Here is a 14,650-nt window from a genome sequence, read left to right on the forward strand (position 1 = left end):
CTACTAATAGCATTTATCCTGCGTATAGAAATTGGGAGTGATGTACGAATTATCGTACTGCTTATGCCATATATGCGTGGTTGCCGGCGACATCGGCGGGATTAACCAAGTCCAGTTCCCAGTGACAGCGCGTTCCTGCTTCGCCTCCCTTTGCTCGAACAGAGCGAACTGCTCTGCCGCTGTATGATGATCGACAATGCTCACACCTGCTTCACGGTAGGACTGCAGCACGGCGGCATTCAATTCGATCATAGCTTTATCCTTCCATAAGGAGCGGTTGGATGTCGTGTCTAATCCCATCGCCTCAGCCATCGCGGGCAGCAAATTGTACCTGCCTTCATCGGCAAGATTTCGGGCCCCGATCTCGGTTCCCATGTACCAGCCATTAAAAGGCGCAGCCGTGAAATGCAAGCCTCCGATCTCCAACCCCATATCTGAGATGATAGGCACACCATACCACTTGATATTCAATTCATTAAAGCGAACATATTCAGGATGCCTGATTGGAACCTCCAGAATCGAGCCGTCTTGCAGGGCAAATACCTGCGGTTGCTGTTCATTCACCTGCACCACAATAGGCAGAAGATCGAAAGGAGTCTCTTTCCCTACCCAGCCTAATTGCTTACATTGATTTGTAAAGGCCATAGAGATTGGGTCGCCGATGACTCCCTCCTCTTCAGCATAACCTGCATACCGAATCAACTGATGATTCCAGATGCGAATATGGAGATCGGTCGTACATTGATGGAATATCGTGATGGTCGGGCGAATCTTCCCGCCGTTCGTGGCATAATCGATATGCTGCAGCAATGCCTCCACGATCTCCTCCTCTGTGGACAAGCGCCGTGCATCGATTACGTTCAGAGAATCCCAGAACAACCGGCCTATACAGCGATTGCTGTTCCTCCAGGCCATTTTTGCCCCGTGCTCCAGTTCTTCATAGGTTAATTCATAAGTTCCCAAGCGTTCTATCTCCGCCTCAATCCCAGCCAATCGACGCTTAGCCTCTTCCTCCGATTTATTCAATTCGCCATAACATTGACGGATGAACTCCTCGGCTTTGACATAGAGGATACGATCACTTTCTTTATCCCGCTTATTGGTCTCTGTGTCCATGATGCTCAATAATGACACCTCCACTTAAACTCTAAGCTATCAACATTAGTCGAGTCCTTCGATAGTTCCCTCTTTCAAGATGAAGAAGCCTTTTTGAGCAAAGGCAATAATCTTACTTACGCTAATTCCTGTCTGCCGAGATATATCGATCACCATCATATCAGGTTTAACCTCGGCGATGCTGCGAATTTTGAAGTAGGCGTCCTCACAACTCGGACACATTTTCCGGCTTCTTCTCTCCGATAAATTACCGCAGAAATCACATATTTGATAGTTTCCCATGAAGTCTCCTTATACGTAATCTTGATATCATCTATGATCATTATCCAGTAATATTGTACTTTAAATTAATTAATTACTCTATATATGCAGAAACATGTAGAAAAAAACAGGAAGTTTTAATGCCTCCTGTTTTCTTGATTTAACATGTTTAACTTGGATTCATCGAAGAATTTTAGGACAGCTCACCAATGCAATGCACCCTTCCCAGGGCACAGAAGCATCTTATTCCTGCACAACTGCCACAGTTAACGGAAGCGGATAGTAAACCGGATGCTCGTCAGCTTCCTGCTGGTACAGAACAATAAGCAGTGTTCCGTTGCCTTCCTTGGCTTCTGCAGCGACATCTAGCATGGTAGACTTGCCTCCTAGAACATCGGTAAGCGAGAATGGCAGCTCCTCAATGACCGCATATTTCATAAGCTCTCGCTCGTCCAGATTCCTTGCAGCGAGCTCGATAGGTATATCCATCTCACCTGAAGCCAGAGCCTTGAAGTAGCTGTTCCGTGCATGCTTATGCATGCGGTCTTCCCACCATATTTTGCGCGGCTTATACTTATGTCCCAAATAGTAATCGAGCTTCATCAAGCCAAGCACGATCTCTGGCTCTTTAAGCCCGTGCTGGGTTAGGAATTCATACAGCCGAGAGAACAAATCCTCCAGCTGATGGCCGATCCGCTGCCAGCCCCGTTCTTCCCAATAGTCACCGAACTCCTGGAAGAAATCGAATGGTGACGTGAATTCCTGTGAAATGAGGTATTCGATCGTATGATCCATGCGGTGATCGTTCCAATACTTCTCCAGTACATCCTCCAGCCGCTTCAGCCTGATTACATCACGGAAAGGAAGCACATCATTGCTCAATATTTCATATGGCGCATGATCCATGAACGTATATCCATACTTATCAGCATCATTACGGAGTCCGGTGCCGCGCAGCATTTTCAGGAAGCCGAGTTGCAGCTCTTCGGGGCGCATCTCGAACACATCATTGAACGTCTTGCGGAAGGTCGAATAATCCTCCTCCGGTAGACCAGCAATCAAGTCAAGATGCTGATCGATTTTGCCGCTCTCTTTAATCTTGGTCACGGTACGCGTCAGCTTGGTGAAGTTCTGCCGACGCTTCACCAGCAGATTCGTCGGGTCATTCGTCGACTGCACGCCGATTTCAAAACGGAAGATTCCCGGCGGTGCATTCTCAGCCAGAAAATCAAGTACTTCCGGCCTCATAATATCAGCGGTGATCTCGAACTGGAACACGCAGCCGCGATGGTTATCGATCAGGAACTGGAACATCTCCATCGCATAACTGCGGTTAATGTTGAACGTCCGGTCGAGGAACTTGATAACCTTTGCCCCATTATCGATCAGATACATGATATCCGACTTCACACGCTCGATATCATAGTATCGTACCCCAACCTCAATGCTGGACAAACAAAATTGACAGCTGAACGGACAACCACGGCTCGTCTCGAAATAAATGATCCGTTTGCTAAGGTTCGGAAGATCCTCGGGAAACCGGTGCGGTGAAGGCAGCGTGTCCAGATCCGACTTCGGCCGTCCCGGGTTGACGATGACCTCATCACCCTTGCGATACGCAGCCCCAAATACGAAATGCAGCTTGCGCTCACCAGACAATTCCTGTAATAAGTGATGGAACGTCTCTTCCCCGTCCCCCATCACGATCGCGTCGATGTTCGGACAACGATTCATCCAGTACTCTGTATCGTAGGACACCTCGGGACCGCCGAGCACGATGAACGTGTCGGGCAGCACCTTTTTTAATAAATCTACAAGCTTGAGCGTCTCTTCCATATTCCAGATATAACAGGAGAATCCGATGACATCCGGCTTTCGCTGATACAGATCAGACACGATATTCATCGCCGGGTCTTTAATCGTGTACTCTACCAGATCGATATCGAACTCATGGCCACTGTAAGCCTTGAGTAATCGGATCGCCAAAGAGGTATGAATAAATTTTGCGTTTAATGTAGTCAAGATGACTTTCATGCTCGGTTCACAACCCTATTCCATATTTTGAAAAAACTTCAGAAAAGGCGCGCCGTACTTGCGGAACTTCACTTCGCCGACGCCCTTTATTCTTAGCATATCCGTCTCGGATGTCGGACAGACTACGCTCATTTCCCGTAGGGTCGCATCATTGAAAATAATATAGGACGGAACCCGTTCCTTCTCGGCCAAGTCACGACGAATCAGGCGCAATTGCTCGAACACCGTCTCATTCACCGCCGATGGCCCATCGTCGTAATTACGGCCTCGGCGCCTTGTACCACCGCTCGATCCCGCAGCCGCCGTCTGAGGTGTTTCCGGTGCACGCAGCATCACCTGCTGCTTGCCCTTTAGCACATCAATTGCTAGCGGCGCAAGCTTCACGATCGGATATTGGCCTTCAGACAGCGATAAATATCCCTCGGCGATCAATACGTTAATCAGCTCGGAGATCTCCTTCTCTGTCCGCCGTCGCATCATACCGTAGGTAGATAGCTGGTCGAAGCTGTATTGAAGCACCTTCTTGTTCTGAGATCCCTTCAAGACGGAAGACACAAGTGCTACGCCGAATCTCTCCCTCATCCGATGGATGCAGGAGAAGATGATTTGAGCATCCGTGGTAGCATCCACGAGCTCGCGCTCATCCCGGCAATTGCTGCAAATGCCGCACAGTGAATGATCATGCTCCTCGCCAAAGTAGTCAAGCATCCCCCAGCGCAGACATTTGGTAGAATAGCAATATTCTATCATTTGCTGCAGCTTGCGGTACTCATTGTGCTTGCGCGTCTCATCCTGAGGATTCTGCTCGATCAGGAACTTCTGGGTCATAATATCCTGGGCGCTGAACAGCAAGATGCATTCGCTCGGTTCGCCATCCCTCCCGGCCCGACCCGCTTCCTGTACGTAAGCTTCCATGTTCTTGGGCATATTGTAATGAATTACATAACGGACATTGGATTTGTCAATACCCATGCCGAAAGCGTTCGTCGCTACCATAACGCGAATATCGTCATAGAGAAAAGCCTCCTGGTTCTCCTCCCGCTCTTGATCGGGCAAGCCCGCATGGTAGCGTCCTGTCGGAATTCCCGATGCCCGCAGACGCTCATACAGATCGTCCACGTCTTTACGCGTCGCGGCATACACGATACCCGGCTGACTGCCGTGAGTATTGGCGTAATTCAGTACGAATTCCCGCTTATTCTCCCCACGCAGCACGGACATGGCTAGATTGTCTCGGCCAAGACCAGTTACGAACACAGACGGATCATGAAGCTTCAATAATCCGATCATATCGTCCATGACCTCCGGCGTCGCCGTTGCCGTGAAGGCTGCGACGATTGGACGCCGCGGCAGCTCTGCCACGAAAGGCGTAATCGCCAGATAGCTCGTCCGGAAATCATGCCCCCACTGAGATACACAGTGCGCCTCATCAACGGCCAGCATCGAGATGGTCAGTTCCTTCATTTCCTCGCGGAACCAGTCAAGCTCGAGCCGCTCGGGAGCGACATAGAGCAGCTTAAGTTCACCGCGCTTAGCAGCACGAATCCGTTCATTAACCTCTTTGCCGGTCAAGGTACTATTAATGTAAGCAGCGGATACTCCTGCCGCGAGCAATGCATCCACCTGATCCTTCATTAAGGAGATCAACGGCGAGATCACTAGTGTAAGCCCTGGTAGCATTAGCGCCGGAATCTGATAGCAGATTGATTTCCCGCCCCCGGTCGGCATTATGCCAAGCGTATCCGCCCCAGACAGCACACTCGATACGATCTTACGCTGGCCCTCGCGGAAATCGGGATAGCCGTAATATTTTTGCAGCAATTGCTTGGCTTCTTCCATACTTTGCAGCTCTGTTCTCATATCATATCTCCTTATTACACCGTTCCTGCCCCTCTTTCGGGAGCATAACTAACATAAATTAAGTTTACTGGGCTTTTAGAAAATGAGCAACTGAGCAATCCTCGCTTCAACCTTCCATCAGCGGCCCCGAATCTTATCAGATTACGGGTTCACATAAATATTTTGACATTAACTTTCAAAAGATATAATCTATCATTAGATTTTCAATATCGAAAGGTGGTAACTGTCATGATTAATCAAGGAAATCGAAGATGGTGGGTCTTGGGTGCTCTCGCAGTGGGAATCCTTGCGGTCGGGCTCGATATGACCATTCTTAACCTCGCCCTGCCTATCCTTGCTACCGATCTGCATGCAACGAATAGGGATCTGCAATGGTTCGCAGATGCGTATAACCTAATATTTGCTGCTATGCTTCTGCCAGCAGGTTTGTTAGGTGACCGATTGGGGAGAAAGAGACTGCTGATTATTGGCTTGCTGGTGTTTGGATTGGCTTCTGTTGGATGTGCTTACGCTAGTTCATCCTTGGAGTTGATCGTAGGACGTGCGCTTCTAGGCTTGGGTGCTGCATTATTGGTCCCATTATCCATGTCGATCATACCTGTGTTGTTCTCTGAGGAAGAGCGTCCTAGAGCAATTGGCGTATGGATGATGGCGAATGCGCTCGGTATTCCACTGGGGCCAATTGTGGGAGGCTGGTTGCTGAATAACTACTGGTGGGGCTCCGTATTCCTTATCAATATCCCATTAGTCATCATTGCCTTAATCGCCGTTTCTATCTTGTTGCCTGAATCACGCTGCGAAGTAAATCAAAAAGTAGATACAATCGGGATTCTTGCTTCGAGTCTTGGCCTGGTCAGCTTGACATACGGAGTCATTGAAATCGGTGAAAAAGAATGGGGAGATATCACAACATTATCTACAATCATTGGCGGGATATTGTGCTTAGTCGTTTTCATACTGTGGGAAAAACGCAGCCAACAGCCACTTATTGATCCATCTTTATTTCAGTCATCCAAATTCACATGGGGTTCAATACTGGCTGCTGTCATATCCTTTATCATGTTTGGAGTATTGTTCGTAACACCGCAATATTTTCAAGCCGTTCAAGGTGTTAACGCATTAAATTCCGGATTACGCTTATTGCCATTAGTTTTTGGCCTTTTGATTGGAGCCCCCGTATCCGATAAACTACAATCCAAACTAGGTACCCGGTCTACTATGACTCTTGGTTTCTTAATACTGTCTGCCGGCTTAGCGTTTGGGGCTAATACTAGTATGAATAGTGGGTACGGTTTTGCCTCAATATGGGTCACTATTGTTGGTTTTGGGATTGGATTGGCCTTACCCGCGGCAATGGACGTCGCGATGTCGCCACTATCGGCGGAACGCAGCGGCGTAGGCTCGGCATTAATTATGTCCTTACGACAAGTAGGCGGAACGATGGGGGTTGCCATTCTCGGGACCATCCTTAGCTCCAGTTATCGAAATAACCTTGAGTTGAGCGGTATTCCGGAGGATGTTACAGAAATTGTGCAGCGCAGCGTATCTGCAGGTACAGCCGTAGCTCAGAAAATCGGCTCGCCAGCTTTATTGAACTCAGTGCACGCTTCCTTCATCACTGGAATGGAAATGATGCTATGGGTATGCGGGGGAGCAGCAGTCATTGGCTTATTGCTAACCATAACTTTTATACAAAAGAAAACAGACTCCAGCAGAATACCGCAGCATGAACAAAATTCAATAGGAGAATAAGCAAGTTAGGGGATCAACTATTGTAGGAACTTGCCTACCATTCCGTAGACATGCTAAACTTATCTCTATGATATTGCTCGATTTTCATGTCCTTTGTTGGTTAGGACTATAAATATAGAAGCTATTGACGAATCGAAAAAAGAGTTCGAGCAAAATACCTTTGGGGAGTGAACAGGGTGTCGGGGGATAACCATAAAACCATTGGGTTGCGAGAACGTAAAAAAGCGAAGACCATGGCAGCAGTTCAGATGCACGCACTGCGTTTATTCAAAGAATTTGGTTACCACGAAACTACAGTAGAGCAGATTGCTGAGGCAGCAGAAATATCTCCGAGTACTTTTTTTAGATATTTCGCAACTAAAGAAGACGTGGTGACTACTGATAATTATGATCCCCTTCTTATCTCAGCTTTTGAAGATCAACCTACCGATCTTAACCCACTTCAAGCTTTACGCAACGCCATGAAATCAGCTATGGATCAAATGTCAGATGATGAGTTTACGACGATGAATGAACGTAACCAACTGATCATGACTGTGCCCGCACTCCGTGCAGCATCATTAAACAATTTGGCTCAAACCATGGAATTGCTCGCTAAAATTATTTCAGAAAGAATGGGAAATAAGCAGGATAATTTGGCTATTCGAACGCTAGCCGGCGCCGTTATGGGAGTCAACATGTCAGTGATGCTTTATTACGCGGAACACCCTGAAGCAGATTTCGTAAAATTGCTGGATGAGTCTTTGACCCTACTGGAACAAGGATTGCTACTATAGAATTATAATAATACAGTAATAAGTCCAAACCTCGTTTATTGGGTTTGGGCTTTTTGGTGTTTTTGGTGTTAAATTAGCATATGTAGTTAAAATGACTGAATTGCGATTTATTGACCATGGACACGCTACACTGTATCATTTGCATTAAACAAACTGATTCAGGATGGAGATCTAAGATGAAAGGCAAACCTTATCATAAAGCAAATACAACCTCAAAACCGAATTCTAAAAATAGTCCGAAGCAAAAGCGGCCTACCCCAGACCGAGTCACTAGTCGTGATTCAGCGGAAGAGCTGCGTGCAGGAGACCGCATCGTCGTTACGATCAAACGGCTAGGTATTAATGGCGAAGGGGTCGGATACTACCGGAGAAAAGCGGTATTTATTAACGGGGCCCTGCCAGGAGAGGTCATCAAGGCGGAGGTCACCAAGGTAGAAAATAGATTTATCGCGGCTGAGCTTAAGCAGATTGAGAAGCGATCCCCTTATCGGATGGATGCCCCCTGTCCCGTATTTAATATTTGTGGAGGCTGCCAAATCCAACACTTATCCTACGAAGGGCAAATGGCAGCAAAGGAAGACATCGTACGCGAAGCCTTCTCGCGCTACGCTGGACTTGAAAATGTGCGTATGAAGCCGATCCTTGGTATGGAACATCCTTGGGGGTACCGGAACAAGGCGCAATTGCAACTTGGTATGGGCCCTGATGGCATGATTGCCGGGCTGTATGCGGCTGACTCCCATCAATTGGTCGATATTACCGGTTGCCCGATTCAGCATCCGAAGGTGAATGAAGCCGTTGATCTGGCCCGCAAAGTACTGCAGCGGTTGCAAATCCCTGTCTATAAGGAGAAAAGCAATCAGGGGCTGGTTCGTACTATCGTAGTCCGCTTCGGATTTCAGTCGGAGGAACTGCAAATTACATTCGTAACAAGCAGCGACAAGTTGCCGAAGCAAGAACAATTAATCAAGGAATTGCGGCTCGCAATTCCCGGGCTGACGAGTATCGCAATGAATATCAATCCGAAGAACACTTCGTTGGTATTCGGTAATCGGACGGTAATCCTGTGGGGCGAGGATAGCATTCAAGAATCGCTTGGCGACCTGGAATTCACTTTGTCTCCGCGCGCCTTCTTCCAGTTGAACCCGCTGCAGACGGTGAAGCTCTACGAGATGGTAAGAGCTGCCGCCGGACTAACTGGCAAGGAGACGGTCGTCGATGCCTATTGCGGTACGGGTACAATCGGACTGTGGCTCGCTCCCTATGCAGGCGAGGTACGCGGAATCGAATCGATCCCGGAGGCAGTCGAAGATGCCAAGGCCAATGCGCTTCGTAATGGGCGCTCCAACACCACCTTCTACGAAGGTTACGCCGAGGAGCTGCTACCGCGCTGGGTGAAGAGCGGCTTCTCCCCTGACGTGATCATCGCTGACCCGCCGCGCACCGGTCTGGATTCCCGCTTCATCGAAGCGGTGCTGCGCACGAAGCCGAAGCGCTTCGTCTATGTCTCCTGCAATCCGTCTACGCTAGCCAAGGATTGCAAGGACCTGCTGGACGGCGGCTACTCCCTGGAATGGGTGCAGCCGGTGGATATGTTTCCGCAGACGAGTCATGTGGAGTGTCTAATATTGATGGTGCGTAAAGAATGAGATGTGACAGTTTTGCTCAATTTTATGTTTGTGTATACTTAGGCTCTGTTTTTAAGCTAACTGACAGGTAAACGAAAAAAACATTTTGATGGGTTTTATAAAATCAAAACAACTTTATGTAATAGCAGGTCTGTCTGGAATGTGATTCTTTCTACAATCGGGCGCTTATCTGGAATATAGATCATCACTCTTTTTCATTAAAAGGCCATTTTGCGAGAGAGTGGCGAAATGAAAGAACGTGTTGTTCAATCAATGAGAATAACAAGTGGCAGTTTTACATTTATTGTAGTATTCTGAAATTATGTTTTATGACCAAATTTTACGAGGTGTGTAAGGGTGGAGAGAAAGTATTTAGAAATCGATAAAGTAATTGAATACATCAAACAACATATTTACGAACCCATTTCTCTTACCGAATTGGCTCGTTATGCAGCCTACAGCCCTTACCATTTCATTCGCATTTTCAAGGAAAGAATGGGTGTTCCACCTCAGTATTATGTTTCTACCCTTCGATTACAACATGCAAAGGATTTATTAATACATACGAATCTGAGTGTTCGCGATATTTCATTGGAAGTTGGACAAAGCAGTCTTGGAACCTTCACAACACGATTTACTGAACGAGTGGGGATGACACCATCAGAATTTCGAAATTCACCAGTGATGTCAGAACATTATTTACATTCCTTACATCAATTTAATAATTGGGAAGTATCCATTAATAAACGATCTCAATATGCTAAATTAGAGGGTAACATTAAAGCAGAGATTCCTTTTGATGGTATCGTACTTGTTGGATTATTTCCCAAACCAATTCCAGAAGGTCTACCTTTATATGGAACATTACTGCGGAAGCTAGGTGACTTTTGCTTCACAGATGTCAAACCGGGGTCGTATTATCTTATGGCTACATCCGTTTCTTGGGGGTCACAGACCGTAGACTTCATACTCCCACACAGCACATTGCGAACTAGAACAAAAGATCCTATCATAATCGAATCAGATAAACCCGTACCTTTTCAGAAAGTTATGCTCTATACTCCGCGTTTGGACGACCCTCCAATTCTAATTTCACTCCCACTATTGATGGGAAGGTTTCTCAATCGAGTAACTTAACAAGTACCTGTAAGCTACTGTTTTAAAATGTTTGAGAGAATTTGCAGCATCACTTTAGGGATGGGCATATGGTCTTCACCCGCAAGCTTATTGTATTCAGCGTTTAGAATTGCTCCGCTCAACTGACTTGCGACCTCGTGCATTGCTGAAACATTCCGCGAATCACTTCTTTAGAAATACTGATACCTTCCACGAAATGGATCAACCCTTCTTCATTTTTATCATGGTCAAGCAATTCGAGTAACTCTTGACTCAGCTCTTTGAATTCATTTAGACTTGTCCCGTTTTTGGCATAAGCTGAATCGTACAAGTCTAGCTTGCTTATTTTACTGCCCAACTGAATGGCAGGTTTAAGCGCAAGAATAGCACCTGGAGAATGTCAGTATAAATAAATATGATTTTAAACAGCAATCCATGAGAAATGATGCATGGACATTTTTGCTATAATAGGCCTGTACAGTTAAAAACACTATTCTGGGGGTGAAAATACAGCTTGCAGAATTATTTCTTGTGCATAGTGAATTATGATAAATAAGACATAGGCAAAATCAAATCATTAGTCGAGGAGAGAATGAAATATGACTTCTGGAAGTCATATCCTTACGAAAAACATATAGCAAAATCGTTTTCTAACGGTAATTTCGAGCCCGTTTTTCCATACTTAGCAACAAAAATTGAATGGAATATCGTTGGTGATAAAGCCTTGGTAGGTAATGAAGCAGTTATAGAAAATTGTAAGCGAACTGCTAGTTATTTCAATAGTGTAATCACTAAGTTCTCTACGTGGAATGTTATCGCAGAAAATAATATTGTTGTAGTAAACGGAACAGGCGAGTTTATTCGTAATGGTGAACAATTATCTTTCGTTTCAGCCTGTGATGTTTATACTTTTAACGATAGCAATGAACTGCAAAGAATTGATTCTTATTGTATAAATGAGATTACTTGAATTTCAAAGACATTCAAAGCCTGTGCATTGATAAATGTTGTTTTACTTGATGAATTACGAATCATTATTCATATAGTCATATTAGGTAGTGGCAAACGTTACTTCGATGTTATTTCCCAAAAAGAGCTATAGGAATCGAAAATAAAGTATTTTAGATGCGAATCTGAATTTGTAAAGTGGATCGGAATAAAGATTTGCACCTTGTATTGTAGAATCGGGTCAGTTAATCGAATAAAAAAGCTATGACAAATTTTTAGCAATCGAGAAGAAGCTGATAGTAATTATGTGAGATAAACTTATGAAAACAAAGAAAAGAGGATATTTTCATGACAATGATTGACGAAACCCAAGATCTACAGCAACTACCCAGTCCTGGTCCCGAGCACAGACTTCTAGAGATATTTGTCGGTAAGTGGAATACGGAAGGGGAAATTAGGGCTACTTCATCCAGTCCTGCAGCCAGACTAATTGCTGTGGACACTTACGAATGGCTACCTGGGGGGTTTTTCCTTATTCACAAAGTGGATGGACACATGGGTAATGAAGTGGTCAAAACCACGGAGATCATCGGCTATGATTCTTCGAAAAAGACGTATTTCACTCGTTCTTTCGACAATCAAGGAAACGCAGGTGCTTACCTAGCAAATCTACGAGATCGTTTCTGGACGATTAATGGTGAATTGGAACGCTTTACGGGCGAATTCAGCAGTGATGGTAACACCTTAAAGGGAAAATGGGAATTATTAAGTGACGGTTCTAATTGGCAACCTTGGATGGATATCAAGTTGACTAAAGAAAAATTGTAAAAAATAAAACCTTAATAGAGATATCTGCAAAAGTCTTGATTTTGAGAAAATGAGTACTCCGAAATGGTAAAGTGAATGGAAAACTAATAAAAGCAGCTCGTTCCTCGTCAGCGAATGGGCTGCTTTTAAGCGCTGAGATGAAGAGGTTCCATGGCAACAACCAAATACTGGGGGCTCTTTCGTATACGAATACAGGCCTATCTCACCGCGATAGTTGTAAATGTTAAACGAATGGTTAGGCTAATAGAGCAAAGCGCATCGCAGGAAGCGTTGTGTGGTCAGGGGTTCAATCCTCCTAGGCTAACCACACATATCAAAGCCTCGTATATCGGCAATATCACGCACTCTACCCATGTGGAGTGCTGTGCGTCGCTTGTAAGAAAGTATTGATTTGGAGCCACATTTACCTAATACGAGAGGTTCAAGCAGATAGCTGCTGGACTTTGCTTTTGTCCAATAGAATCTAGCAGGTTTATACGCTTATAGCCGTTTGTAGTCTCGGATAATGACATCCATCACATGCTTACCCCAATTGAGGTTTCCGAGCCTTTCTCATTCCTAGCATTGTGATGAGTGCTTTCCACAGGGTCAAAGCGCGACAAGAACACGTCCCATACTTCCTAATTGCCGCATCTTGAGAAACATAGGCTTGTATATTGGGTGACGGTAGAATATGTAGAGGAGCCACGACTGTTGGGCTCCCTTTTTTCATTGTTTAACTATTGGGATAAATGAATAAATGGCATGCAAATTATTAAATAAGGAGCGAAATTATTGTGAGTTTTCTTTTAATTGGACAATTTTTGTAGTAATGTCTTTTCGATTAGTTCCTTTAAATGCTATGAACTTTGGAGGTGCTGGGAGTTCAAACTGAACATGAGAATGAGATAATTCAAATAGGAGTGTACCAATCTCATCTTGATGCTGGTTCTTGATAACGATCCAAAAAACACGTATTTCATGATTGGGTGTCCCCCAGGTAGCTTTTTCCATTGAATTTCTAAAGTTTAGGCAACCAGCAATAACAAAGTCATCTTTTTTAGTTTCTTCTGCAGAATGATATCCGTTTGTCTCAAGTTCAATCCAAATCGGTGGAAGCAGTTTATCTAAATACATTCCATACGTTGCGTCTTCATATTCAGGAAACAGTTTATTAAGTTCCTCGGCGTTTTCTGCTAGGACTTCTTTCCAGTACTTTGCAATATAATCGGATACTACTTGTGCTAATTTTTCAATCGACATCTCAGCGTGAATTTTAAATGTTGTCATAAAAATCCCTCCATCATTTTGACTTACAACCAATTTTATAACATTAAAGCGAATGATAAAGTTTAGATAAATCGACTTAAATAAATAGATGAAATTATATACAAACTTTATAAGGGTTCTTAATTGCTAGCAACTGCGGAGGTGAAGTGATGAAAAGTAAAATGAGACCTGTAGATATCGCAAGGATGTTAAATATTAGCACAAGCTCATTGAGAAATTATGAAGCAAAGGGGTTGGTACCTACTACGGAAAGGCTAGCTACTGGTTATCGCGTTTATACGAAAGAGCATATAGCGTATTTTGAATGCATAACAGCCATGGCTCCGGGATTCGGAATGGAGATAACATCAACCGTTCTAAAAAAAATACAAGTAAAAGAACTGGATTCTGCCCTCTGGCTAATAAATAAAGCTCAAGCAATAAACTATGAAAATAAAGTAATAGTCGGAAAGGCATTACGACTCCTTGAAACTCCAGTCAATGAACAAACCTCGACAAAAAAACAAATGACCATAGGTGAAATATCAAGGGAAACAGAAATTGCTGCATCGACTCTTCGATATTGGGAAAAGGAAGGCTTGATCAATGCAACAAGAGAAGATAATAATAACTATCGCATGTTTGATAGGTTTCAAATGATAAAAATCTTGCTCATGAAAACAAATCAGAATGCTGTTTATTCATATGAGGTTACTCATTTGAAAGAACAGATTAAAACCTTGAATGATCATGATTATCAAAGTTTAAAAAGGATTGTTAATCATACTCAAAATCACTTAGAAGATCGTAATAAAATACAATTACATGGACTTTATTATCTATATCGATTGTGTTCGATGGTCAATTTGTATTGACCAAAGGACTTGATAGTTTATTCATGAACAACTAGAGCTGGGAGTTCCCGAAAATGAAATATGTGTAGTCGCATCGCAATGGTGGACCGTGGCTCGCTAAAGGTCTAATATTGGGTATCATCAGCACTCATTACATGCGGAAGCCGTCACATTGTTGGTTCGCAAGGAATAGATTTGGTCATTTCTAGAGGGATTGTGATAAGGACAT

12 protein-coding genes are annotated in these 14,650 nt (G+C 44.4%); 7 read left to right on the forward strand and 5 right to left on the reverse strand.

Annotated features, from left to right (window positions below; all coding sequences use genetic code 11):
* Positions 1 to 3 precede the first annotated feature (3 nt).
* The 4 genes from EI981_RS21220 to recQ form a co-directional block, all read right to left on the reverse strand.
* Complete coding sequence (locus EI981_RS21220; protein ID WP_127004861.1) at positions 4 to 1,116, reverse strand: nitric oxide synthase oxygenase; 1,113 nt, start codon at positions 1,114 to 1,116, stop codon at positions 4 to 6.
* Positions 1,117 to 1,161: 45 nt separating this feature from the next.
* Positions 1,162 to 1,398, reverse strand: coding sequence for a hypothetical protein (locus EI981_RS21225; RefSeq protein WP_127001631.1), 237 nt, complete (start codon positions 1,396 to 1,398; stop codon positions 1,162 to 1,164).
* Between the two features lie 222 nt (positions 1,399 to 1,620).
* Positions 1,621 to 3,411 carry a B12-binding domain-containing radical SAM protein gene (locus EI981_RS21230; RefSeq protein ID WP_127001633.1) on the reverse strand — a complete coding sequence of 597 codons (1,791 nt, stop codon included), beginning with the start codon at positions 3,409 to 3,411 and terminating at the stop codon, positions 1,621 to 1,623.
* Between the two features lie 15 nt (positions 3,412 to 3,426).
* A complete protein-coding gene (recQ, locus tag EI981_RS21235; protein ID WP_127001635.1) occupies positions 3,427 to 5,271 on the reverse strand; it encodes a DNA helicase RecQ in 1,845 nt (614 codons plus the stop codon).
* A 228-nt stretch (positions 5,272 to 5,499) separates the two neighbouring features.
* On the opposite strand from recQ, the gene EI981_RS21240 reads away from it, so the two are divergent.
* The 6 genes from EI981_RS21240 (at position 5,500) to EI981_RS21265 (ending at position 12,319) form a co-directional block, all read left to right on the forward strand.
* Entirely contained in the window at positions 5,500 to 7,023 is a 1,524-nt protein-coding gene (locus EI981_RS21240; RefSeq protein WP_127001637.1) for a DHA2 family efflux MFS transporter permease subunit, read from the forward strand.
* 176 nt (positions 7,024 to 7,199) lie between these two features.
* Positions 7,200 to 7,799 carry an acyl-CoA-like ligand-binding transcription factor gene (locus EI981_RS21245; RefSeq protein ID WP_227011519.1) on the forward strand — a complete coding sequence of 200 codons (600 nt, stop codon included), beginning with the start codon at positions 7,200 to 7,202 and terminating at the stop codon, positions 7,797 to 7,799.
* Positions 7,800 to 7,975: 176 nt separating this feature from the next.
* Positions 7,976 to 9,448 (forward strand): 23S rRNA (uracil(1939)-C(5))-methyltransferase RlmD, encoded by a 1,473-nt coding sequence (gene rlmD, locus EI981_RS21250; RefSeq protein ID WP_127001639.1) that lies wholly within the window; start codon positions 7,976 to 7,978, stop codon positions 9,446 to 9,448.
* A 336-nt stretch (positions 9,449 to 9,784) separates the two neighbouring features.
* Positions 9,785 to 10,564: a helix-turn-helix transcriptional regulator gene (locus EI981_RS21255; protein WP_127001641.1), complete on the forward strand. Its 780-nt coding sequence runs from the start codon at positions 9,785 to 9,787 to the stop codon at positions 10,562 to 10,564.
* A gap of 571 nt (positions 10,565 to 11,135) precedes the next feature.
* Positions 11,136 to 11,513 carry a hypothetical protein gene (locus EI981_RS21260; protein ID WP_127001643.1) on the forward strand — a complete coding sequence of 126 codons (378 nt, stop codon included), beginning with the start codon at positions 11,136 to 11,138 and terminating at the stop codon, positions 11,511 to 11,513.
* 326 nt (positions 11,514 to 11,839) lie between these two features.
* Positions 11,840 to 12,319 carry a DUF1579 family protein gene (locus EI981_RS21265; RefSeq protein WP_227011520.1) on the forward strand — a complete coding sequence of 160 codons (480 nt, stop codon included), beginning with the start codon at positions 11,840 to 11,842 and terminating at the stop codon, positions 12,317 to 12,319.
* Positions 12,320 to 13,090: 771 nt separating this feature from the next.
* Here the strand turns inward: EI981_RS21265 and EI981_RS21270 are convergent.
* Positions 13,091 to 13,588, reverse strand: a complete 498-nt coding sequence (locus EI981_RS21270; protein WP_127001645.1) for a DUF6022 family protein — start codon at positions 13,586 to 13,588, stop codon at positions 13,091 to 13,093.
* Between the two features lie 149 nt (positions 13,589 to 13,737).
* On the opposite strand from EI981_RS21270, the gene EI981_RS21275 reads away from it, so the two are divergent.
* Positions 13,738 to 14,442 carry a MerR family DNA-binding transcriptional regulator gene (locus EI981_RS21275; protein WP_127001647.1) on the forward strand — a complete coding sequence of 235 codons (705 nt, stop codon included), beginning with the start codon at positions 13,738 to 13,740 and terminating at the stop codon, positions 14,440 to 14,442.
* The last annotated feature ends 208 nt before the right edge of the window (positions 14,443 to 14,650 follow it).

This window comes from Paenibacillus lutimineralis, from assembly GCF_003991425.1.
Classification (GTDB): domain Bacteria; phylum Bacillota; class Bacilli; order Paenibacillales; family Paenibacillaceae; genus Fontibacillus; species Fontibacillus lutimineralis.

Bases quoted from the DNA above. Each gene is read 5' to 3' on its own strand.
- EI981_RS21220 (WP_127004861.1), bottom strand. From the start codon at position 1,116: ATGGACACAGAGACCAATAAGCGGGATAAAGAAAGTGATCGTATCCTC.
- EI981_RS21225 (WP_127001631.1), bottom strand. From the start codon at position 1,398: ATGGGAAACTATCAAATATGTGATTTCTGCGGTAATTTATCGGAGAGA.
- EI981_RS21230 (WP_127001633.1), bottom strand. From the start codon at position 3,411: ATGAAAGTCATCTTGACTACATTAAACGCAAAATTTATTCATACCTCT.
- recQ (WP_127001635.1), bottom strand. From the start codon at position 5,271: ATGAGAACAGAGCTGCAAAGTATGGAAGAAGCCAAGCAATTGCTGCAA.
- EI981_RS21240 (WP_127001637.1), top strand. From the start codon at position 5,500: ATGATTAATCAAGGAAATCGAAGATGGTGGGTCTTGGGTGCTCTCGCA.
- rlmD (WP_127001639.1), top strand. From the start codon at position 7,976: ATGAAAGGCAAACCTTATCATAAAGCAAATACAACCTCAAAACCGAAT.
- EI981_RS21260 (WP_127001643.1), top strand. From the start codon at position 11,136: ATGAAATATGACTTCTGGAAGTCATATCCTTACGAAAAACATATAGCA.
- EI981_RS21265 (WP_227011520.1), top strand. From the start codon at position 11,840: ATGACAATGATTGACGAAACCCAAGATCTACAGCAACTACCCAGTCCT.
- EI981_RS21270 (WP_127001645.1), bottom strand. From the start codon at position 13,588: ATGACAACATTTAAAATTCACGCTGAGATGTCGATTGAAAAATTAGCA.
- EI981_RS21275 (WP_127001647.1), top strand. From the start codon at position 13,738: ATGAAAAGTAAAATGAGACCTGTAGATATCGCAAGGATGTTAAATATT.